Origin of the sequence: Zeimonas sediminis (genome assembly GCF_023721795.1) — a bacterium.
Taxonomy (GTDB): domain Bacteria; phylum Pseudomonadota; class Gammaproteobacteria; order Burkholderiales; family Burkholderiaceae_E; genus Zeimonas; species Zeimonas sediminis.
In genome coordinates this window covers 3,018,917-3,038,384 of record NZ_JAMQYE010000001.1, presented here as the reverse complement: position 1 = coordinate 3,038,384, position 19,468 = coordinate 3,018,917, and the positions used below count along the sequence as shown (strand labels likewise).

The following is a 19,468-nucleotide window of genomic DNA, read 5'->3' as shown; positions in this document are numbered from 1 at the left end:
CTCGGGCGGCGCTTCGGCGCCCCCGAATCTCGATCCCCCTTTCCTCCCTCCTCTTGGCCGCCGACGGGAAACCCGAGGCGGCATTCTTTTTGCCCGTCGCCCTGCTGCTCTTCAACGCCTTCGTCTGGGGCGTGTCCTGGTGGCCGTTCAGGCAGCTGAACGCCCTGGGCCTGCACAGCCTGTGGGCGACCGGCCTGTCCTTCGCGCTCGCCACGGCGCTGATCACGCTCTGGCGGCCGCGGGCCTGGCGGGCGCTGGCGACCAGGCCCGCGCTGGTGTGGCTGGTGCTCGCCTCGGGCGCGACCAACGTCGCGTTCAACTGGGGCGTGATGATCGGCGAGGTGGTCCGGGTGGTCCTGCTCTTCTACCTGATGCCGGTCTGGGCGGCCCTGCTGGCGCGCTGGCTGCTCGGCGAACGGATCACCGCGGCGATCATGGCGCGGATGGCCCTGGCGCTCGCCGGCGCGGCGATCGTGCTGTACCAGCCCGGCATCGGCGTGCCGGTGCCCGCGAGCCTGGCCGACTGGCTCGGCCTGGCCGGCGGCGTCGCCTTCGCGGCAGTCAACGTGCTGCTGCGCCGAAATGCCGACTCGACCGACGAGGCCCGCGCGCTGGCGCTCTTCGTGGGCGGCGGGGTGGTCGCGCTCGGCCTGGCGGCCCTGCTGGCCGGCGCCGGCACGATCGCCGCCCCGCCGGCGCCCGCGCCGTTGTGGATCGCAGGCACCGTCGGGCTGGCCCTCGCGCTGCTGGCCGGCAACCTGGCGCTGCAATACGCGGCGGCCCGGCTGCCCGCCTCGGTGACGGCGCTGGTGATGCTTTCGGAGATCGTGTTCGCCGCGCTGACCTCGGTGTGGCTCGGCGGCGAGTCCCTGACCGCGCGCACGCTGGCCGGCGGCACGCTGATCGTGGTGGCAGCGGCGCTTGCCGCGATGCCGCGCCGCCGGCGGATCAGTCCAGCAGCTGGCTGATGTCGTCGGCGAGCGCCTGGGCGCCGACGCCGTAGCGGGTGAACAGCCTGAGCCTGCCCTCGGTGTCGAACACGTAGCTGCCGGCCGTGTGGTCGATCGAATAAGAGCCGCTCGAGGACTGCTGGCCCTTCTGGTAGAACACCTTGAAGTCCTTCGCGGTGCGGGCGATCGTCTCCGGATCGCCCCACAGGCCGACGAAGCGCGGGTGGAAGGCGGGCACGTACTTCGCCAGCATCTCGGGCGTGTCCCGCTCGGGATCCACGGTCACGAACAGCACCTGCACGCGCTCGGCCTTCGGCCCGAGAAGCTTCATCGCCTCGGCGGTCTCGACCATCGTGGTCGGGCAGACGTCGGGGCAGTGCGTGAAGCCGAAGAACATCACTACGACCTTGCCGCGGTAGTCGGCAAGCGTGCGCGTGGCGCCGGTGTGGTCGGTCAGCGTGAAGCCGTCCTTCGCGATGCCGGAGCCGGTGACGTCGGTATTGTGGAACTTGGGACCGCCCCGGTCGCAGCCGGCCAGGCCGGCGACCAGCAGGGCCGCGGCGGCCAGCGCGCCGACCGAGCGCATTGCCCGGCGCCGGCCGGCGGACGCCACTGGCGTCTTCGCTGGCATCGGACCCTCAGCCCAGGTAGTGATCGACCAGCAGCGCGCCAAAGAGCGCCGCGAGGTAGAAGATCGAGTACCCGAAGGTGCGGCGCGCGAGCGCGTCGGAGTAGTTGCGCCACAGCCGCCACGCATAGCCGAGGAACACCCCGCCCAGCACGACGGCGCCGACCAGGTAGATCCAGCCGCTCATCCGGATCAGGAAGGGCAGCAGCGACGTGGCGACCAGCAGCAGCGTGTACAGGAACACGTTGAGGCGGGTGAACTCGGGGCCGTGGGTGACCGGCAGCATCGGCAGGCCGGAGCGGCGATAGTCCTCGATCCGGTAGAGCGCGAGCGCCCAGAAATGCGGCGGCGTCCAGACGAAGATGATCAGGAACAGCACCAGCGCCTCGGGGCTCACCTCGCCGGCGACCGCGGTCCAGCCGAGCACCGGCGGCATCGCGCCGGTCGCACCGCCGATCACGATGTTCTGCGGCGTGGCCGGCTTGAGCAGCACCGTGTAGACCACCGCGTAGCCGACGAAGGTCGCCAGCGTCAGCCACATGGTGAGCGGATTGACGAAGGCATAGAGCAGCGCGGCGCCCGCGCCGCCCAGCAGCCCGGCGAAGACGATCGTGCCGGTGGCGCCGATCTCGCCGCGTGCCAGCGGCCGGGCGCGGGTGCGCGCCATGCGCGAGTCGATGCCGCGCTCGATCAGGCAGTTGAACGCGAACCCGGCAGCCGCGAGCAGCGAGATGCCGGAGAGCCCCGCGACCATCGTGACCGGCGACACCCAGCCATCGGATGCCAGCAGCATGCCGATCAGCGCGCAGAAAGCGGCCAGCAGGACGATCCTCGGCTTGGTCAGCGCGAGGTACTGGGCGGCCAGGTGCCGCCAGCCCGTAGCGGGCGATTCGAGACGGGAAGCTTGCATGCCCTCAGATCTGCAGTCGGGCGCGACGAGCGCGGAAGTTTAGCACCACGAGCAGCGCCAGCAGAACCGCGGCGCCGCCGTTGTGCGCGACGGCCACCGACAGCGGCAGGCTCCAGTAGACGTTCGACAGGCCGAGCGCCCACTGCACGGCGAGCGCCCCCAGGATCGCGGCGCCCAGGCCGCCCAGGCCCTCGACCTTGGTCAGCTTGAGCCCGAGCCAGCCGAGAAACAGCAGCACGACGACCGCGCCGATCCGGTGCATCAGGTGGATCGCCGTCAGCGCCTGCATCGGCAGGTTCTCGCCGTCGCCGGTCTTGCCCAGCTCCCTGAAGATGTGGAAGGCGTCGGCGAAGTTCGCGTCGGGCCACCACTTGCCCTGGCAGGTCGGCAGGTCGGTGCACGCCAGCGCCGCGTAGTTGGTGCTGGTCCAGCCGCCGAGGAAGATCTGGCCCGCCAGCAGCGCCAGCCCTAGCAGTGCCGGCCCCGCCATGGCCGCCACCTGCTCGGGATCGGGGTAGCGGGGTTGCGGCAACTGGCGCAACCAGAGCCACAACAGCAGAGAGAAGGTGATCAGGCCGCCCAGCAGGTGCCCGGTGACGATGGCGGGCTTGAGCAGCAGGGTCACGGTCCACATGCCGAACAGGCCCTGCAGGATAACGACGCCGACCAGCCAGATCGGCAGCGCAGGCGACTGCCCGAAGGCCTCGCGCTTGCGCCAGGCGATGACGGCGATCGCGATGATCAGCAGGCCGAGGATCTTGGCGATGTAGCGGTGGATCATCTCCCGCCAGGCCTTGCCCATGGACACCGGGCCGTGCTCACCGCCCTGCTCGGCGACCGCCTGCGCGATCTGCTCCTTGGCCTGGGTCGGGAACAGCTTGCCGTAGCAGCCCGGCCAGTCCGGGCAGCCGAGCCCCGCGTCGGTGAGTCGCACGTAGGCGCCGAGCATGATCAGGCACAGCGTGAGCACGACGGTGAAGCCGACGAGCCGGCGGAACCAGAGCGGCGAGCGTGCGGGAATCGGGGTGGGGGCGGGGAAGTCGCTGGGCATGTCAGCCGATCCTCGAGGCTTTCAGCAGTTTGAGCAGATCCTTCTTCATCCGGCTCGGATCCGCGTCGAGCGGATAACGGAGGACGAGATTGCCGAGCGGATCGACGATCCAGATGTGATCCTCGGGCCGGCCACCGGCCTCGACCGGGAAACCGGCCGCCAGCATGGCACCGGCCGCAGCGCGGATCACGACCAGCCCATCGTGCTCGGCGAGCAGCGGCGCCGGCAGCTCGGTACCCGGCCCGACGATCCACGCGCGCTCGACCCGGTCGCGATCCTTGCCGGCGATCAGCCGAAGCTGCCGGATCACGTACAGGCGACGCTCGCAGGCGGCGTCGCAACTCGCGCCGGCGCCGGTGAGCAGCAGCCACTTGCCCCGGAACTGAGACAGCGCGGCGGGCGCGCCGTCCGCGCCGCTGCCCGACAGGCCGGTCACGTCGGGCATCGGCTGCAGCAGGGTCCCGTAGTTGGTCCGCCCCTCGGGCCGGATCACGTAATAGGTGAAATACGAGGCGATCACCGGCGCGGCGCAGACCAGCAGGATGGCCAGCATCTTGAGCCGGCCGCGGCGGGTGCGCTGCCGAAGCTCGTCCGGCGAAAGGCTTTCTGACACGATCGAGGCGCTCATCTTCCGTTCACTCAACAGGCCTGCCGCCACGCCGCTTCAGCGGTCGCCAGACGACGAACCAGAACCACAAGGCCGCGGTTGCCGCCGCCAGCGAATACCACTGGAAGGCATAGCCCCGGTGCTTGTCGACATCGGAACCCGGCTGCGGCCACTCCCGAACGAGTCGGTCGTCGAAGCCCGGCCCGGCCCCGCCGACCGGGCCGATCTGCCGGATCAGCAGTGGCTGCAGCGCCAGGCCCGACCATTGGCGATAGGCATCGAGCCGCAGGTTCTGCCAGATCCGGTCGTCCGGCCCCGGCGGCGCCGACTCGGCCAGCTCCAGCGTCTGCGCCAGCTCCCGCTGCGCGTAGCCGGTCACCGTGACCGGCCCTTCGGGCGCCGGCACCTCGGGCAGACGGGTTCGCTCGCGGGGATCGCGGGGAGCCCAGCCCCTGAGGACCAGCACGTGCAGCGGCTGAGCGCCGTTTCGTTCCGAACCCTCGATTCTAAGCGGTGTGACGACGTGGAACCCGGCAATGCCCTTGTGCGTGCGATTGTCGATGAAGATGCTGCGCTCCGGCAGCAGGCGGCCGGAGGCCTCGACCCTGCGCCCTTCCAGCCCCCGCGCATCGGCTTCGGCGAGCGCCTGCTGCGCGATCGCCACCGGCGGCTGCCGGTCGGCCGCTTCGCTTTGCGCGTGCAGGGCGAGCTTCTCGTCGGCGCGCCGCAGCTGCCAGTTGCCGAGCGACACGGTGAGGACGAGGACCGCCAGCGCGGCCACCGTCGGCAACGCCGTGCGAAGCAGTGGCCTCATCGTCCGCGCGCCCGGTCGGCGGCGACGAGGAATACAATCCGGGCCTCGTCTCGTCGCGCCCCGTCGCCGGAGAAGCCCTTGAAGTGGATCATTCTCGTCGCCTTCGTGCTGATCATCGGAAGTCTCGCCTCGGCGCTGTTCTTCCTGATCCGCGATCGCGGCCGCACCCGCAACACCGCCCGGGCGCTGGGCTTCCGGGTGGGCTTCTCGATCGCCCTGTTCCTGCTGATCCTGTTCGCCCACCAGATGGGCTGGATCCAGAGCACCGGCGTGCCGATGAGCCGGACCGCGCCGCGCTGACGGGCGCGGCCACCCGCCCACCACGGCAGCGGGCGCTCGACAACGCAAAGGGGCCGCGCGGTTGCGCGGCCCCTTTGCGTTGGGGCCTGTTCACGGGCCCCGGCCGCCGCCGGCCACCGGGGCCGGCGGCACGCCCGAATCACAGCCAGTAGACGACGACGTACAGGCCCAGCCAGACCACGTCGACGAAGTGCCAGTACCAGGCCGCCGCCTCGAACGCGAAGTGGTTCTCCGCGTTGAAGTGCCCTTTCAGGATCCTGAACAGCACGACCGACAGCATGATCGCGCCCACGCAGACGTGGAAGCCGTGGAAGCCGGTCAGCATGAAGAAGGTCGAGCCGAAGATGCCCGAGTCGAGCCGCAGGTTCAGGTCCCTGTAGGCGTGCAGGTACTCGTAGGCCTGGAACCCGAGGAAGATCGCGCCGAGCAGCACGGTGGCGAACAGCCAGAACGTGAGCGGGCCGCGCTTGTTGTCCTTCAGCGCGTGGTGCGCGATCGTGAGGGTGACGCCCGAGGTCAGCAGCAGAAGCGTGTTGATCGTCGGGATCGGCCACGGACCGATCGTCTGGAACTCGTCGACGACGCCGGCCGGACCCGAGTGCGGCCAGACCGCCTGGAAGTCGGGCCACAGGATGCTGCGGTGGTCGAGGTCGCCCAGCCACGGCATCGTGATCGTGCGCGCGTAGAACAGCGCACCGAAGAAGGCCGCGAAGAACATCACCTCGGAGAAGATGAACCAGCCCATCGACCAGCGGAAGGACACGTCCACCCGCTCGCTGTATAGGCCCCCCTCGGACTCGCGGGCCACCTCGGAGAACCAGCCGACCATCATGTAGACGAGGATCGCGAGGAAGATCGCGAACAGCCACGGGCCGAAGGCGGCGCCGTTGAACCAGCTCGCCATGCCGAAGCCGAAGAAGGTCAGCGCGATCCCTCCGACCAGCGGCCACTTCGACGGACCCGGCACGAAGTAGTAAGGCGCATGAGCGCGCGCACCCGAAGCCATGTTTTTCTCTCTCCCTAAGATATTTTCGTGCGTCAGCCCACGACCCAGTTGGCGATCAGCACCAGCGAGACCACGAAGATCGCTGCCAGGACCACCCCAACGATGATGACATGCAGCGGGTTGAGCCGGGAGATGTCCCGTTCGTGCTCGCGCCCGCCGCGCACTCCGAAGAACGCCCAGCCGATCGCCTTGACGGTGTCCAGGAAGGACCCCCTGCGGCGACTGGCTTCCTGAAGCCCGGCCATCAGCTCCCTCGCTCGCCGCTGGCCGCCGGCGCGGCAGACGCGCCCTTGCCGGCGACCTCGAAGAACGTGTACGACAGCGTGATCGTGTGCACGTCTTTCGGAAGCTTGGGATCGACGACGAACACGACCGGGAACTTGCGGGTCTCGCCGCTTGCGAGCTCCTGCTGCTCGAAGCAGAAGCATTCCAGCTTGTGGAAGTACTGCGCCGAAACCTGCGGCAGGTAGCTCGGGATCGCCTGGCCGGCCGTCGGCACGTCCTTGGTGTTGACCAGGTCGTAGACCACCGTGACCAGCTCGCCGGGATGGACCTCGAGCGCATTGGTCTCGGGGCGGAACTGCCAGGCGCCCCGTCCGTTCGCGTCGAAGACCACCGAGATCTTCCGGCTCGTGTCGACCTGGGTGTTGCGGGCGAATTCCGCCGCGCCGCGGTCGCGCTTGGTCAGCTGGTTGATCCCGGTGACCTCGCAGATCTTCTCGTAAAGCGGCACGAGCGCGAAGCCGAACCCGAACATCACCGCGGTGACGACGATCAGCTTGCCGAACATCCGCAGGTTCTGCAGGTGTCCGGGCTCTTGCTCTCGGGGCGATTCCGACATGTCAGCCGTTTCCGAACAGCCAGCGATTGACGATGACGCCGAGGAAGAACACGAGGGCGATCGACAGCAGGATCAGCGCGGTGCGCAGGTTCCTGGACTTGTCCGGGCCGCTCATCGTGTTCCTCTCGCTCCTGTCAGCGGGCAAGCGTCACTTGACGACCGGCGGCGTCTCGAACGAGTGCCACGGCGCGGGCGACGGCAGCGTCCACTCGAGGCCCTCGGCGCCCTCCCAGGGCTTGTCGGCCGCCTTCTCGCCGCCCTTGATGCACTTGACGACGGCCCACACGAAGATCAGCTGCGAGAGGCCGAAGCCGAAGGCCCCCACGGTGACCAGCGCGTTGAAGTCGGCGAACTGCATCGGGTAGTCGGCATAGCGGCGCGGCATGCCGGCCAGACCGAGGAAGTGCATCGGGAAGAAGGTGATGTTGAAGGTGATCAGCGACAGCCAGAAGTGCGCCTTGCCGAGCTTCTCGTCGTACATGTGGCCGGTCCACTTGGGCAGCCAGTAATAGGCGCCGGCGAACAGCGCGAACAGCGAGCCCGCGACCAGCACGTAGTGGAAGTGGGCCACCACGTAGTAGGTGTCGTGCAGCTGGATGTCGAGCGGGGCCACGGCCAGGATCACGCCGGTGAAGCCGCCCATCGTGAACACGAAGATGAAGCCGATCGCGAACAGCATCGGGGTCTCGAAGGTCATCGAGCCCTTCCACATCGTGGCCACCCAGTTGAAGATCTTCACGCCCGTGGGCACCGCGATCAGCATCGTCGCGTACATGAAGAACAGCTGGCCGGTCACCGGCATGCCGGTGGTGAACATGTGGTGCGCCCACACGATGAAGGACAGGATGGCGATCGACGCGGTCGCGTAGACCATCGAGCTGTAGCCGAACAGCTTCTTGCGGGCGAAGGCCGGGATGATCTCGCTCACGATGCCGAAGGCCGGCAGGATCATGATGTAGACCTCGGGGTGCCCGAAGAACCAGAAGATGTGCTGGTACATGACCGGGTCGCCGCCGGCGGCCGCGTTGAAGAACGCGGTGCCGAAATGCCGATCGGTGAGCAGCATCGTGATCGCGCCCGCGAGCACCGGCATGACCGCGATCAGCAGGTAGGCGGTGATCAGCCAGGTCCAGGCGAACATCGGCATCTTCATCAGCGACATGCCCGGCGCGCGCATGTTCAGGATGGTCGTGATGATGTTGATCGAGCCCATGATCGACGAGGCGCCGAGGATGTGGACCGCGAAGATCGCGAGGTCCATGCCCGGGCCCATCTGGGTGGACAGCGGCGCGTACAGGGTCCAGCCGGCGGCGGTGGCGCCGCCCGGCACGAAGTACGAGACCACCAGCAACAGCGCCGCCGGCGGCAGCAGCCAGAAGCTGAAGTTGTTCATCCGCGCGAAGGCCATGTCGGAAGCGCCGACCATCATCGGCAGCTGCCAGTTCGCGAAACCGACGAAGGCCGGCATGATCGCGCCGAACACCATGATCAGCCCGTGCATCGTGGTGAGCTGATTGAAGAACTCCGGCTGCATGACCTGGAGGCCCGGCTGGAACAGCTCGGAGCGCAGCAGCAGCGCGTTGATGCCGCCCACGAAGAACATCGCGAGCGAGAACCACAGGTACAGCGTGCCGATGTCCTTGTGGTTGGTGGCGAAGACCCAGCGGCGCCAGCCCGTGGGGTGGTCGTGCGCGTGGTCGTGGGCGTGGTCGCCGTGATGGTCGAGTACTGCGCTCATTTGCCTTGGCTCCTGCGAACTCTCTGCATTCCTTCGGTGTGCTGTCCGGACTTGCGTTGCATCCGGATCACTTGCGGGCGGCCTTCACTTCCGACGGCTGCACGATGCCGTCCTCGGCCTTGTTGCCCCAGGCGTTGCGGGTGTAGGTGATGACCGCCGCGATCTCGACGTCGGACAGCTGCTTGAACGAGGCCATCGCGGTGCCCTGCTTGCCGTTCAGCACGATGTCGACCTGCGGCGCCTGCGGGCCGAGCACCAGCTTGGAGCCCTCGAGCGCCGGGAACGCGGGCGGCACGCCCTTGCCGTTGGCTTGGTGGCAGGCCACGCAGTTGGCCTGGTAGACCTTCTCGCCTCGGGCCATCAGGTCGGGCTGGGCCCACTCCTTGTTCGGGTCGTCCATCTTCGCGAGCATCGCCTTCTTCTGCTCGTCGACCCACTTCGCGTAGTCTTCCTTCGACTTGACCTCGACGACGATCGGCATGAAGGCGTGGTCCTTTCCGCAGAGCTCGGCGCACTGGCCACGGTACACGCCGACCTTCTCGGCCCGGAACCAGGTATCGCGCACGAAGCCGGGGATCGCGTCCTGCTTGACGCCGAAGGCCGGGACCATCCAGGAGTGGATGACGTCGTTGGCGGTGAGCACGACCCGGACCTTCTGGCCGACCGGCACGACCATCGGGTTGTCGACCTCCATCAGGTAGGTGACCGACTTCTCCTCGCGGCCCTCGATCTGGGCGCGCGGCGTGGACAGCGTGGACAGGAACGAGATGCCCTCGCCCTCGCCCTTCAGGTAGTCGTAACCCCACTTCCACTGGTACCCGGTGACCTTGACCGTGATGTCGGCGTTCGAGGTGTCCTTCTGCTCGACGACCATGCGGGTGGCCGGGATCGCCATCGCGACCACGATCAGGAAGGGAACGATGGTCCAGGCGACCTCGACCGCGGTGCTCTCGTGGAAGCTCGCGGGCTTGTGGCCCTTGGACTTCCGGTGCGCCCACACCGAGTAGAACATCACGCCGAACACGACGATGAAGATGCCGACGCAGATCCAGATCAGGAACCAGTGGATCCAGTGCTGGTCCGCGGCGATCTTGGTGACCGGATCCTGCAGGTTGAGGCCGTTGACCTTGGGCCCGCCCGGCATGTCGCCCACCGCGTTGGCCACCGAGAGCCACCCGCCCAGAACCGCCGCCGCCAGTGCGCCCGCCGCACGCTTCAGTTTCATGCTGCCCATCCGTAGTCGTTCTTCGTCAACCCTGGACGCCGCCGGCCGCGCGATGCGACGCGAGCGCGCCTCTCAACTCCCTCGCCAGTGCAGCGCGGCGATCCTCGGGAACCAGCCCCCCGATCTCGATCGCCTCGCCCGACGACACGATCCGGATCGGATCGCGCCGCGCACCGCCGTATTCCACCCTCACCCACGCCGGCCGACGCTCGACCCTGCGCAGGCGCTCCCCGCTCGAAGTCTCGATGCACAGCATGTCCGCCCCGACGACGATGCGCTCGTAGTCGGTCGCGTGCCTGCTCCACCAGACGAAAGCCGCTCCCAGCGCGGCGATCTCGATCAGCGTGAACGGGACGACCAGCCAGGCACCCTTGGCCGCGAAGAACGTTGCCAGCAGCAATGAGACCGCCGCCAGCGAACCGAACCAGCAACCGAGCTGCCCGGGCGACAGCGCGCAATTGCGCTTCATCACCCATTGGTGTCGGTCATCGTCTGCCGCGTAGCTCCACCGGTACTGCATGCGAACTGGCGCCGTTCGTAGCGGACCGGCGTCTTTCCGAAGCGGATTTGCTTCAACTCAACGATTATAGGCGGCGCCGGCGCGAGCCAGCAAATCGACCGGGAATTCAATGCTTGCGCTTCGGCAGGAACTCGACCCGCGCGAGCCCGCGCGGCAGCCTCTTCTTCGCCGGGCACCAGGCATGGCCGAAGATCAGTTCCACGGTCAGCCGCAGCATGCCGTCGGCGCCGCGGCCGCGCTCCAGCGCCGCGAGCCACTCGCGCCGATGGCCCCGCCCGAGCAGGCCGCGGAATCGCCCGGTCAGCGCGTTGCCGCCGAGCGCGCGCGCGTCGGCGAGCATCGCGGCCGGATCGCGGTAGGTCAGCGCGATGCGCTCCACGTCCATCACCGGCTCGGCGAAGCCGGCGCCGGCCAGCAGGTCGCCGATATCGTGCATGTCCGGAAATCGCATCATCCGCGCGCCGGCGGCCCGCAGCTCAGCCAGGCTGTCGACGCCCAGCACGGTGAAGGTGAGCAGGCCCTCGGGACGGATCACGCGGTGCCATTCGTCGACCGCCCGCGCCGGCTCGGCGAACCAGTGGAAGGCCAGGTTCGACCAGATCAGGTCGACGCTCGAGTCGGGCAGCGGCAGCGCCTGGGCATCGGCCGCGAAGACCGAGGCGACCGGCCTGGCCGCACCGCGCCGCAGCCGGGCGAGCAGGCCGCGCGCCTCGGGCACCAGCCTGCGCCGGGCCTGCGCGGCGACCTGCCAGGCCAGGTCGCAGCCGCGCACCGCGGCCTCGGGGTAGCGCTGCGAGAGCGCCGCGAGACCGTGACCGAGCCCGCAGCCGACATCGAGGATCGAGGCGGGGCGCAGGCGGACGATCTCGAGCCTGTCGAGCAGGCGCCGCTCGGCTTCGCGCAGCAGGAAATCCGCGCGGTGCAGGTTGCCGGCGCGGCGCGCGAACTGCCGCCGCACGGCCTTCGGGTCTAGGTCGTCGGGATGGGCCATCGCGGCGCAGTATATGCCGCGACTGCGGTTCAATGCGGGTCATGGAAGGACCGACCCGCAGCCCCCCGGCCCGCCCGTTTGCCCACCGCCCGCCGCCCTCCGGCCGGCTCGCGGGCGCCGCCGACGCGCTGCGCCGCGGCTCCACGCTCGTTCTCGACTGGCTCCTGCCGGCGATCTGCGCGGCCTGCGAGAGACCGCTGCCCGCCGGCCTGCCGGCGCCCGGGCAGGCCTCGCCGAGGGGCTGGTGCGCGGCCTGCGTGGCGGCGCTTCCCGGGACCGCCGTGCCGCGCTGCCCGACCTGCGGCGAGCGCGCGAGCGGTCCCGGCCCGGACCCGGCCTGCGCGCGCTGCCGCGCCGCACCGCCTGCCTTCGAGCACGCGATCGTGCTCGCCGACTACGCGCCGCCGCTCGACCACCTGATCCAGGCGATCAAGTTCGGCGGCAGGTCCGCGCTGGCGGAGCCGCTCGGCCGCCTGCTGGCCCGCGCCGCCGCCCTGCGCTGGCCCGAGTTCTCCGACCGGCCGCCCGACGCGATCGTCGCGGTCCCGATGGCGCCGGCGCGGCTCGCCGGCCGCGGCTTCAACCAGGCGCTGTTGCTGGCGCGGCCGGTGGCCGCGGCGTTCGGCACCCGGCCCCGCCGCGGCCTGCTCGAACGCGTGCGCCAGGGCGCGCCGGCCTCGTCGCTGGGCGCCTCGCAGCGTCGCGGCGCGCTGGCCCACGCCTTCGCGGCACGCGGCCTGCCGGCCGGCGCCGCGGTGCTCGTCGTCGACGACGTGATGACCACCGGCGCCACGCTGCAGGCCGCGGCGCTGGCGCTGAAGGCGGCCGGCGCCACCCAAGTGGTCGCCTGCGTGGCCGCGCGCACGCCGGCGCCCGGCGCCGATCTGCGCGACACTGTCGCCCCCGACGACGCGGCGCGGACCCGCCCCGCCTCGGCGCGGGGACGATCGTAGTGCCAACCGGCCCCGAGCATGCTGAACGTCGTCCTGGTGAATCCCGAGATCCCGCCGAACACCGGCAACGTGATCCGCCTGTGCGCCAACACCGGCGCGGCGCTGCACCTGGTCGAGCCGCTGGGCTTCTCGCTCGACGCCGCGAAGCTGCGCCGCGCCGGCCTCGACTACCACGAGTACGCGCGGGTCCGGGTGCATGCGTCGTGGGAGGCGCTGCTCGCCTCGGAAGCCCCGGGGCGGATGTTCGCTCTGACGACCGGCGGCCGGGCCAGCCCCTACGAGACCCGCTTCGAGCGCGGCGACTGGCTGGTCTTCGGATGCGAGACCCGCGGCCTGCCCGAGGCGCTTCTCGCCGGGTTCGCGCCTGAAAGCCGGCTGCGGCTGCCGATGCGGCCTGGCAACCGCAGCCTGAACCTTTCGAACGCGGTGGCGGTCACCGTGTTCGAGGCCTGGCGGCAGTTCGGCTTCGAAGGCGCCGCGCCGGCGCCGGGCTGAGCCTCACTCCAGCAGCGAGTCGAGCAGGCCGTCGATCCGGCCGTCGACCTTCAGGCAGTCGAGGTCGGGCGCCGCGACGAAGCCCGCATCGACCATGCGCCGGCAGGCGTCGAGCAGCGGCATCCAGTAGTCGTCCTGGTTCAGCAGGCCCATCGGCTTGTCGTGATACCGGGTCTGGCGCAGCGTGAGCACCTCGAACAGCTCGTCGAGGGTGCCGAGCCCGCCGGGCAGCGCCACGAAGGCGTCCGAGATCTCGACCATCCGGACCTTTCGCACCGCCATGTCGGGCACCACCTCGAGCCGGGTCAGGCCGCGATGGCCGACCTCGCGCGCCAGCAGGGCCTGCGGGATGATGCCGACCACCTCGCCGCCGGCCGCGAGCGCCGCGTCGGCCAGCTCGCCCATCAGGCCGACCCGGCCGCCGCCGTAGACGAGCCGCCAGCCGCGCTCGGCGATCGCCCGACCCGTCGCGCGGGCGCCGGCGACCCACTTCTGGTCGAAGCCGGGCTTGGCTCCGCAGAAGACGCAGATCGCGGGTCGGACCGTTTCCGGCGCTGTGGGCTCAGGCATTCTCGTCCTCGTCGCGGGGCTCGCGCGACAGCAGCTCGCGCACCGCGTCGGCCGGCGTGCGGCGGCCATCGAGCACCGCCTGCACCGCGGCCACGATCGGCAGTTCGACCCGGTGGCGCTCGGCCAGCATCAGCGCGGCGGCCGCGCAGGGCACGCCCTCGGCCACGTGGCCGAGTTGCGTCACGATGTCCTGCAGCGGACGGCCCTCGGCGAGCGCCAGGCCGACCCGGCGGTTGCGCGACAGGTCGCCGGTGCAGGTGAGGACCAGATCGCCCAGGCCGGTCAGCCCGGTGAACGTGCTCGCCCGCGCGCCCAGCGCCACGCCGAGCCGCGCGGTCTCGGCGAGCCCGCGCGTGATCAGCGCCGCGCGAGCGTTGTGCCCGAGCTTCAGGCCGTCGCAGGCGCCGGCGGCGATCGCCATCACGTTCTTCAGCGCCCCGCCGAGCTCGACGCCGACCACGTCGTCGCTGCCGTAGATGCGCGCCGCGCCATGATGGAGGGCCTGCTGCACCGCGCGGCGAAGGAAGTCGACCCGCGATGCCACGGTCAGCGCTACCGGCAGCCCGGCGGCCACCTCCTGCGCGAAGGAAGGGCCGGAGAGCACCGCGTGGCCGTGGCCCGGAAGCGCCTCGGCCGCGATCATGTGGGGCAACGCGCCGGTGTCGCGCTCGATGCCCTTGCACAGCCACACGAGCCCGGCCGAACCGGGGCGCAGCCGGCCCGACAGCGCGCCCAGCACTGGCCGCATGCCGGCCACCGAGGTGGCGAGCACCGCGAGCGCGTCGGGGCCCTCGCCGAGCCAGTCGCAGGCCCGGTCGAGGTCGGCGGTCGCGTCGATCGCCGGCGGCAGCGCGGCTCCGGGAAGGTAGCGTTCGTTGGCGCGCTGCGCGAGCATCGCCTGCGCATGCGCCGGGTCGCGCGTCCAGAGCGTGACCGAGTGCCGGCGCGCGGCGTGTATCGCCAGCGCGGTGCCCCAGGCGCCGGCGCCGAAGACCGCGATCCGCATCGCGGCGCTCAGCGGCCCCAGACCTCGCCGGCGCTCACGAAGCCGGCGGTGCCGTCGCGATGCCGCACCCTGAGCCAGCCCTCCGGGGCCGAGTCGTCGACGACCTCGAGCAGCACGCCGCGCTCGGCCTGGAACAGCAGCTCGCCGACGTCGCGCGGCGAGCGGCGCACCGAGGCGAGCGCCCGCGAAACGACCACGCTGCGCGACTGCGCGGCGAGGTCGGCCTGAGCGATCCAGAGGACGTCGCCGGCGTAGTCGCGCACCTTGACCCACGCGCCGAGCTGGGAAACCACCTCGAGCGGCGTGCCGCGCACGACGATGAAGCGCTTGGCGGCCCTCTCCGAGGGGCCGTCGTACAACACCGCCGCGCCGGCGCCGACCTCGCGGAATTCCTGCGCCAGCGCGAGCTGCGCCGGCGCCAGCAGCGCCGCCAGGGCGAAGGGCGCCAGCGCGCGCATCGTCAGTGCGCGCCCGGCACGATGATGCCGGAGCCCTGCTGCTGCTGCGCTTCTTCCTGCTGCTGCGCCAGCCGCTGCTGGTACAGCGCCTCGAAGTTGATCTCTGCGAGGTGGATCGGCGGGAAGCCGGTGCGCTGGACCGCGTCGGCGATGTTCGCGCGCAGGTAGGGATAGATGATGTTCGGGCAGACGACGTTCATCAGCAGATGCATCTGGTCGTCGGGCAGGTTGCGGATCTCGAAGATGCCTGCCTGCTTGGCCTCGACCAGGAACGCGACCTTCTCCTCGATCTTGGTCGTGACCGTGATCGTGACGGTGCTCTCGAAGATGCCGTCGGCCACCTGCTGGCCGGTCACGTCCAGCCCGACCTCGACGGTCGGCTGCTTGGACTCGAGGAAGATCTGCGGCGCGTGGGGGATCTCGAGCGAGAGATCCTTCAGGTACATGCGCTGGATCGCGAAGACGGGGGCTTGCGCCTGCTCGGCCATGAAATGTCCTTGGAACGTGGGATCAGTTGTTCAGCAGCGGAACCAGTCCGCCTTCGCGGTCGAGCGCGGCCAGGTCGTCGAATCCGCCGACGTGGCGCTCGCCGATGAAGATCTGCGGCACGGTGCGCCGGCCGGTCTTCTCGATCATCTCGTCGCGGCGCGCCGGGTCGAGGTCGATGCGGATCTTCTCGATCGCGTCGACGCCGCGCGCCTTGAGCAGCATTTCCGCGCGCTGGCAGTACGGGCACACCGCGGTGGTGTACATGACGACGTTGGTGCTCATTCAGGCTCCTTTGCGGCCGGCCGAACGCATCGGCCCGGCCCTGCGTTCACTTGACGACCGGCAGGCCGGCCTGCAGCCAGGCCTGGAGGCCGCCGGCGAGGTTGAAGACGTCCTGCCTGCCGGCGCGGCGCAGCAGCGAGGTGGCCCGGCCCGAGGTGCCGCCGCTGTTGCAGCAGACGATGACCGGCTTGCCGGCCGGCAGCTCGCCGACCCGCTTGTCCAGCTCGGCCAGCGGGATGTTGACCGCGCGCGGCAGGTGCCCCGCCGCGAACTCCGCCGTCGTGCGGACGTCGACGACGAGCGCGTCGGCATCGTTGATCAGCCGGGTGGCGCCCAGCGTGTCCAGCGCGGGCCCCGACGTGGTGCGGGCGACCAGCGGCCACAGCAGCATCGCGCCGGAGGCGAACGCGATCGCGATCAGGACGATGTTCTCGGTGATGAAATCCACGGCAGGATCCGTCTGGGAAACGCAGAATTATAGAATAGCGGCCTTCCCCTTTCCCCCGCGGCCTTGCCCCCTCGGACATGACCCACAAGCTCGTACTGCTGCGCCACGGCGAAAGCCAGTGGAACCTCGAGAACCGGTTCACCGGCTGGACCGACGTCGACCTGACGCCCAACGGGCTCGTCGAGGCGCGGCGCGCCGGCGAGCTGCTGAAGGCCGAGGGCTTCGACTTCGACCTGGCCTTCACCTCGGTGCTCAAGCGCGCGATCCGCACGCTCTGGACGGTGCTCGACGAGATGGACCGGATGTGGCTGCCGGTCGTCCACTCGTGGCGCCTCAACGAGCGCCACTACGGCGCGCTGCAGGGGCTGGACAAGGCCGAGACCGCGCGCAGGTTCGGCGACGACCAGGTGCTGGTCTGGCGCCGGGCCTACGCGATCGCCCCCGATCCGCTCCCGCCGGGAGACCCGCGCGAGGCGAACGGCGACCCGCGCTACGCCGGCCTGGCCCCGAACGAAATCCCGCGCACCGAGTGCCTGAAGGACACCGTCGCCCGGGTGGTGCCGTTCTGGAACGACGCGATCGCGCCGGCGATCCGCTCGGGCCGGCGGGTCGTCGTGGCCGCCCACGGCAACTCGCTGAGGGCGCTGGTCAAGCACCTCGACGGCATCGGCGACGACGAGATCGTGCACCTGAACATCCCCACCGCCCGGCCGCTCGTCTACGAGCTCGACGACTCGCTGAAGCCGATCCGCAACTACTACCTCGGCGACGCCGCCGAGATCGAGGCCGCCAAGGCCGCGGTGGCCGCCCAGGGTCGCGCCCGCTGAAGGCCGGGCGCCGGGCCGGCCAGCCGCCGTGGCGCCGCCGCCCGTCTCAATGTCCGGCAGGGGCGCGAGTTTTCGCACCGTTTCCGGCACGGCCGCGGTTTATACTGGCCCGACAGGGGTTGAGCCCCACGGATCGTCCGTGTGGGCTGCTGGCTCCCCACAGGATTTCTCGAAGATGGGCAAGCTCAAATCATTCGGCCTGGTGTCGGCAGGCGCGATCGCAGGCATCCTGGTCAGCCTCGGGCTGACGGCGGTCGCCCAGCGCGAGACGCGCTCCACGCTGCCGCTCGACGAACTGCGCCAGTTCACCGACGTGTTCGGCGCGATCAAGGCAAACTACGTCGAGCCGGTCGAGGACAAGAAGCTGATCACCGAGGCGATCAGCGGGATGCTGTCGGGCCTCGACCCGCACTCCGCCTATCTCGACGCCGACGCGTTCAGGGAACTGCAGGTCGGCACCCAGGGCGAGTTCGGCGGCCTCGGCATCGAGGTCGGCACCGAGGACGGCTTCGTCAAGGTGGTGTCCCCGATCGAGGACACGCCCGCCGCCCGCGCCGGCGTGAAGGCCGGCGACCTGATCATCAAGATCGACGAGAAGCCCACGAAGGGCATGTCGCTCAGCGAGGCGGTCAAGCTGATGCGCGGCAAGCCCAAGACGAAGATCGTCCTCACCATCTCGCGCAAGGGGGAGGCCCAGCCGCTGGTGATCCCGATCGTCCGCGACGTGATCCGGGTTCAGTCGGTCAAGTCGAAGATGGTCGAGCCCGGCTACGCCTGGGTCCGGATCACGCAGTTCCAGGAGCACACGGTCGAGAACCTGGCGCGCCACATCGAGAGGCTGTGGCAGCAAGGCCCGGTCAAGGGCTTCGTGCTCGACCTGCGCAACGACCCGGGCGGCCTGCTGCACGGCGCAGTCGGCGTGTCCGCGGCCTTCCTGCCGCCGCGCACCCTGGTCGTCAGCACCGACGGGCGAACCGAGGACGCGAGCCGAAAGTACTACGCGAGCCCCGAGGACTACCTGCGCGGCACCCGCGACGACGTCCTGCAGCGGCTTCCCGCGGCCATCCGCACGGTGCCCATGGTGGTGCTGGTCAACGGCGGCTCGGCCTCGGCCTCCGAGATCGTCGCCGGGGCGCTGCAGGACCACAAGCGCGCGGTGGTGATCGGCACGCAGACCTTCGGCAAGGGCTCGGTGCAGTCGATCCTGCCGCTGTCGAACACGACCGCGATCAAGCTGACCACGGCCCGTTACTACACGCCGAGCGGACGCTCGATCCAGGCCAAGGGCATCACGCCCGACTACCTGGTCGAGGAGACGCCCGAGGGCGACCTGAACGCGTTCCGCGTGCGCGAGGCCGACCTGAGCCGGCACCTGAGCAACGGCCGCGAGGCCGAGCAGCCGAAGCCCGCCGCGCCGCGCGTGCAGGACGAGCTCGACCCGAAGCTGCGCGACCGCAAGCCGGTCGAGTTCGGCTCGGCCGAGGACCACCAGCTGCAGCAGGCGCTGAACTTCCTGAAGGGCCAGCCGGTGGTCGTCGCCAAGGCGAAGGACGAGGCGGCCGGCGACGCGAAGAACGGTCAGGACAAGGCCGCCAAGTAAGCCTTTGAACGACGAACAGCTCCTTCGCTACAGCCGGCACCTGCTGCTCGACGAGATGGGCGTCGAGGCGCAGGAGCGCCTGCTCGCGTCGTCGATGCTGGTCGTCGGGGCTGGCGGTCTCGGCTCGCCGGCGTCGATGTACCTGGCCGCGGCCGGGGTCGGCCGGATCGTGCTGGCCGACGACGACGCGGTCGACCTGACCAACCTGCAGCGCCAGATCCTGCACCGGCAGGACCGCATCGGCGAGCCCAAGGCCGAGTCCGGCCGGCGCAGCCTGCTCGAGATCAACCCGGGCATCGAGGTGGTCGCGCTGCGCCAGCGGCTCGAGGGCGACGCGCTGCGCGAGGCGGTGGCCGCCTCGCAGGTGGTGCTCGACTGCTGCGACAACTTCGCGACCCGCCATGCGGTCAACCGCGCCTGCTTCGAGGCGGGCGTCCCGCTGGTGTCGGGCGCCGCGATCCGCTTCGACGGTCAGCTCGCGGCCTTCGATCCGCGCCGGCCCGAGTCGCCCTGCTATCACTGCCTCTTTCCCGAGGGCCAGGACGTCGAGGAGGTCCGCTGCGCCACGATGGGCGTGTTCGCGCCGCTGACAGGCATCATCGGCACGATGCAGGCGGCCGAGGCGCTGAAGCTGGCCGGCGGCTTCGGCACGCCGCTCGTCGGCAAGCTGCTGCTGCTCGACGCGCGCGAGATGCAGTGGCACTCGATCAGCGTGCCGCGCGACCCCGACTGCCCGGTCTGCGGCCACCGCCGGTGACC

The 19,468-nt window shown here is 70.3% G+C and carries 26 protein-coding genes; 7 read left to right on the top strand and 19 right to left on the bottom strand.

The genetic code is table 11. The annotated features are described in order from the left end of the window. Nucleotides 1–89 precede the first annotated feature (89 nt). Nucleotides 90–968 (top strand): DMT family transporter, encoded by an 879-nt coding sequence (locus M6I34_RS14365; protein ID WP_272486365.1) that lies wholly within the window; start codon nt 90–92, stop codon nt 966–968. Here M6I34_RS14365 and M6I34_RS14360 read toward each other — a convergent pair. Genes M6I34_RS14360 through M6I34_RS14340 form a run of 5 tightly spaced genes read right to left on the bottom strand, consistent with a single transcriptional unit; the run spans nt 949 to nt 4,960 of the window. Next, complete coding sequence (locus tag M6I34_RS14360) at nt 949–1,536, bottom strand: SCO family protein (RefSeq protein ID WP_272486364.1); 588 nt, start codon at nt 1,534–1,536, stop codon at nt 949–951. The two genes, M6I34_RS14365 and M6I34_RS14360, sit on opposite strands and share 20 nt — an antisense overlap. Nucleotides 1,537–1,588: 52 nt before the next feature. After that, a complete protein-coding gene (gene cyoE / locus M6I34_RS14355) occupies nt 1,589–2,488 on the bottom strand; it encodes a heme o synthase (protein ID WP_272486363.1) in 900 nt (299 codons plus the stop codon). Between the two features lie 4 nt (nt 2,489–2,492). Then, on the bottom strand, nt 2,493–3,539 hold the full coding sequence (locus M6I34_RS14350; protein ID WP_272486362.1) for a COX15/CtaA family protein: 1,047 nt from the start codon (nt 3,537–3,539) through the stop codon (nt 2,493–2,495). Between the two features lies 1 nt (nt 3,540). Continuing rightward, nucleotides 3,541–4,167 carry a cytochrome C oxidase subunit I gene (locus tag M6I34_RS14345; RefSeq protein ID WP_272486361.1) on the bottom strand — a complete coding sequence of 209 codons (627 nt, stop codon included), beginning with the start codon at nt 4,165–4,167 and terminating at the stop codon, nt 3,541–3,543. Nucleotides 4,168–4,174: 7 nt separating this feature from the next. After that, the gene (locus tag M6I34_RS14340) at nt 4,175–4,960 is read right to left on the bottom strand and encodes an SURF1 family protein (protein WP_272486360.1); all 786 of its coding nucleotides are present in this window, start codon (nt 4,958–4,960) and stop codon (nt 4,175–4,177) included. 78 nt (nt 4,961–5,038) lie between these two features. Here M6I34_RS14340 and M6I34_RS14335 point away from each other — a divergent pair, with 78 nt between their 5' ends. Continuing rightward, nucleotides 5,039–5,260, top strand: coding sequence for a twin transmembrane helix small protein (locus M6I34_RS14335; RefSeq protein WP_272486359.1), 222 nt, complete (start codon nt 5,039–5,041; stop codon nt 5,258–5,260). A gap of 139 nt (nt 5,261–5,399) precedes the next feature. Here the strand turns inward: M6I34_RS14335 and M6I34_RS14330 are convergent, their stop codons facing one another. From M6I34_RS14330 to M6I34_RS14295, 8 genes are all read right to left on the bottom strand, one after another. Continuing rightward, on the bottom strand, nt 5,400–6,266 hold the full coding sequence (locus M6I34_RS14330) for a cytochrome c oxidase subunit 3 (RefSeq protein WP_272486358.1): 867 nt from the start codon (nt 6,264–6,266) through the stop codon (nt 5,400–5,402). Between the two features lie 32 nt (nt 6,267–6,298). Continuing rightward, on the bottom strand, nt 6,299–6,511 hold the full coding sequence (locus tag M6I34_RS14325; RefSeq protein ID WP_272486357.1) for a DUF2970 domain-containing protein: 213 nt from the start codon (nt 6,509–6,511) through the stop codon (nt 6,299–6,301). Further along, nucleotides 6,511–7,107 (bottom strand): cytochrome c oxidase assembly protein, encoded by a 597-nt coding sequence (locus tag M6I34_RS14320; RefSeq protein WP_272486356.1) that lies wholly within the window; start codon nt 7,105–7,107, stop codon nt 6,511–6,513. The genes M6I34_RS14325 and M6I34_RS14320 overlap by 1 nt, the downstream gene beginning before the upstream one ends. A 1-nt stretch (nt 7,108) precedes the next feature. Continuing rightward, nucleotides 7,109–7,222, bottom strand: coding sequence for a cytochrome oxidase small assembly protein (locus tag M6I34_RS14315; RefSeq protein WP_272486355.1), 114 nt, complete (start codon nt 7,220–7,222; stop codon nt 7,109–7,111). Between the two features lie 33 nt (nt 7,223–7,255). Further along, on the bottom strand, nt 7,256–8,845 hold the full coding sequence (gene ctaD / locus M6I34_RS14310) for a cytochrome c oxidase subunit I (protein ID WP_272486354.1): 1,590 nt from the start codon (nt 8,843–8,845) through the stop codon (nt 7,256–7,258). A gap of 67 nt (nt 8,846–8,912) precedes the next feature. After that, on the bottom strand, nt 8,913–10,070 hold the full coding sequence (gene coxB, locus M6I34_RS14305; protein WP_418953521.1) for a cytochrome c oxidase subunit II: 1,158 nt from the start codon (nt 10,068–10,070) through the stop codon (nt 8,913–8,915). A gap of 25 nt (nt 10,071–10,095) precedes the next feature. Beyond that, on the bottom strand, nt 10,096–10,539 hold the full coding sequence (locus M6I34_RS14300; protein ID WP_272486353.1) for a DUF2244 domain-containing protein: 444 nt from the start codon (nt 10,537–10,539) through the stop codon (nt 10,096–10,098). Nucleotides 10,540–10,696: 157 nt separating this feature from the next. Further along, nucleotides 10,697–11,581, bottom strand: coding sequence for a methyltransferase domain-containing protein (locus tag M6I34_RS14295; protein WP_272486352.1), 885 nt, complete (start codon nt 11,579–11,581; stop codon nt 10,697–10,699). Nucleotides 11,582–11,622: 41 nt separating this feature from the next. Here M6I34_RS14295 and M6I34_RS14290 point away from each other — a divergent pair, with 41 nt between their 5' ends. Both M6I34_RS14290 and M6I34_RS14285 read left to right on the top strand, forming a co-directional pair. Further along, the gene (locus tag M6I34_RS14290) at nt 11,623–12,534 is read left to right on the top strand and encodes a ComF family protein (RefSeq protein WP_272486351.1); all 912 of its coding nucleotides are present in this window, start codon (nt 11,623–11,625) and stop codon (nt 12,532–12,534) included. 18 nt (nt 12,535–12,552) lie between these two features. After that, nucleotides 12,553–13,029, top strand: coding sequence for a tRNA (cytidine(34)-2'-O)-methyltransferase (locus tag M6I34_RS14285; RefSeq protein ID WP_272486350.1), 477 nt, complete (start codon nt 12,553–12,555; stop codon nt 13,027–13,029). Nucleotides 13,030–13,032: 3 nt separating this feature from the next. On the opposite strand, the gene M6I34_RS14280 is transcribed toward M6I34_RS14285, so the two are convergent. The 6 genes from M6I34_RS14280 to M6I34_RS14255 are packed head-to-tail and all read right to left on the bottom strand — an operon-like array spanning nt 13,033 to nt 16,282. Further along, complete coding sequence (locus tag M6I34_RS14280) at nt 13,033–13,599, bottom strand: LOG family protein (protein WP_272486349.1); 567 nt, start codon at nt 13,597–13,599, stop codon at nt 13,033–13,035. After that, the gene (locus M6I34_RS14275; RefSeq protein ID WP_272486348.1) at nt 13,592–14,605 is read right to left on the bottom strand and encodes an NAD(P)H-dependent glycerol-3-phosphate dehydrogenase; all 1,014 of its coding nucleotides are present in this window, start codon (nt 14,603–14,605) and stop codon (nt 13,592–13,594) included. Before M6I34_RS14275 ends, M6I34_RS14280 begins: the two co-directional genes overlap by 8 nt. Nucleotides 14,606–14,613: 8 nt before the next feature. Continuing rightward, on the bottom strand, nt 14,614–15,063 hold the full coding sequence (locus tag M6I34_RS14270) for an SH3 domain-containing protein (protein WP_272486347.1): 450 nt from the start codon (nt 15,061–15,063) through the stop codon (nt 14,614–14,616). 2 nt (nt 15,064–15,065) lie between these two features. Further along, nucleotides 15,066–15,551 (bottom strand): protein-export chaperone SecB, encoded by a 486-nt coding sequence (gene secB, locus M6I34_RS14265; RefSeq protein ID WP_272486346.1) that lies wholly within the window; start codon nt 15,549–15,551, stop codon nt 15,066–15,068. Between the two features lie 22 nt (nt 15,552–15,573). Further along, nucleotides 15,574–15,834: a glutaredoxin 3 gene (gene grxC / locus M6I34_RS14260; RefSeq protein WP_272486345.1), complete on the bottom strand. Its 261-nt coding sequence runs from the start codon at nt 15,832–15,834 to the stop codon at nt 15,574–15,576. A 46-nt stretch (nt 15,835–15,880) separates the two neighbouring features. Next, on the bottom strand, nt 15,881–16,282 hold the full coding sequence (locus M6I34_RS14255) for a rhodanese-like domain-containing protein (protein ID WP_272486344.1): 402 nt from the start codon (nt 16,280–16,282) through the stop codon (nt 15,881–15,883). Between the two features lie 77 nt (nt 16,283–16,359). On the opposite strand from M6I34_RS14255, the gene gpmA reads away from it, so the two are divergent. The 3 genes from gpmA to M6I34_RS14240 all read left to right on the top strand — a co-directional run bounded on the left by gpmA (nt 16,360) and on the right by M6I34_RS14240 (nt 19,466). After that, entirely contained in the window at nt 16,360–17,109 is a 750-nt protein-coding gene (gene gpmA, locus M6I34_RS14250; protein WP_272486343.1) for a 2,3-diphosphoglycerate-dependent phosphoglycerate mutase, read from the top strand. Nucleotides 17,110–17,284: 175 nt separating this feature from the next. Further along, nucleotides 17,285–18,709: a S41 family peptidase gene (locus M6I34_RS14245; RefSeq protein ID WP_272486342.1), complete on the top strand. Its 1,425-nt coding sequence runs from the start codon at nt 17,285–17,287 to the stop codon at nt 18,707–18,709. A gap of 4 nt (nt 18,710–18,713) precedes the next feature. After that, nucleotides 18,714–19,466 (top strand): HesA/MoeB/ThiF family protein, encoded by a 753-nt coding sequence (locus M6I34_RS14240; RefSeq protein ID WP_272486341.1) that lies wholly within the window; start codon nt 18,714–18,716, stop codon nt 19,464–19,466. Nucleotides 19,467–19,468 lie beyond the last annotated feature (2 nt).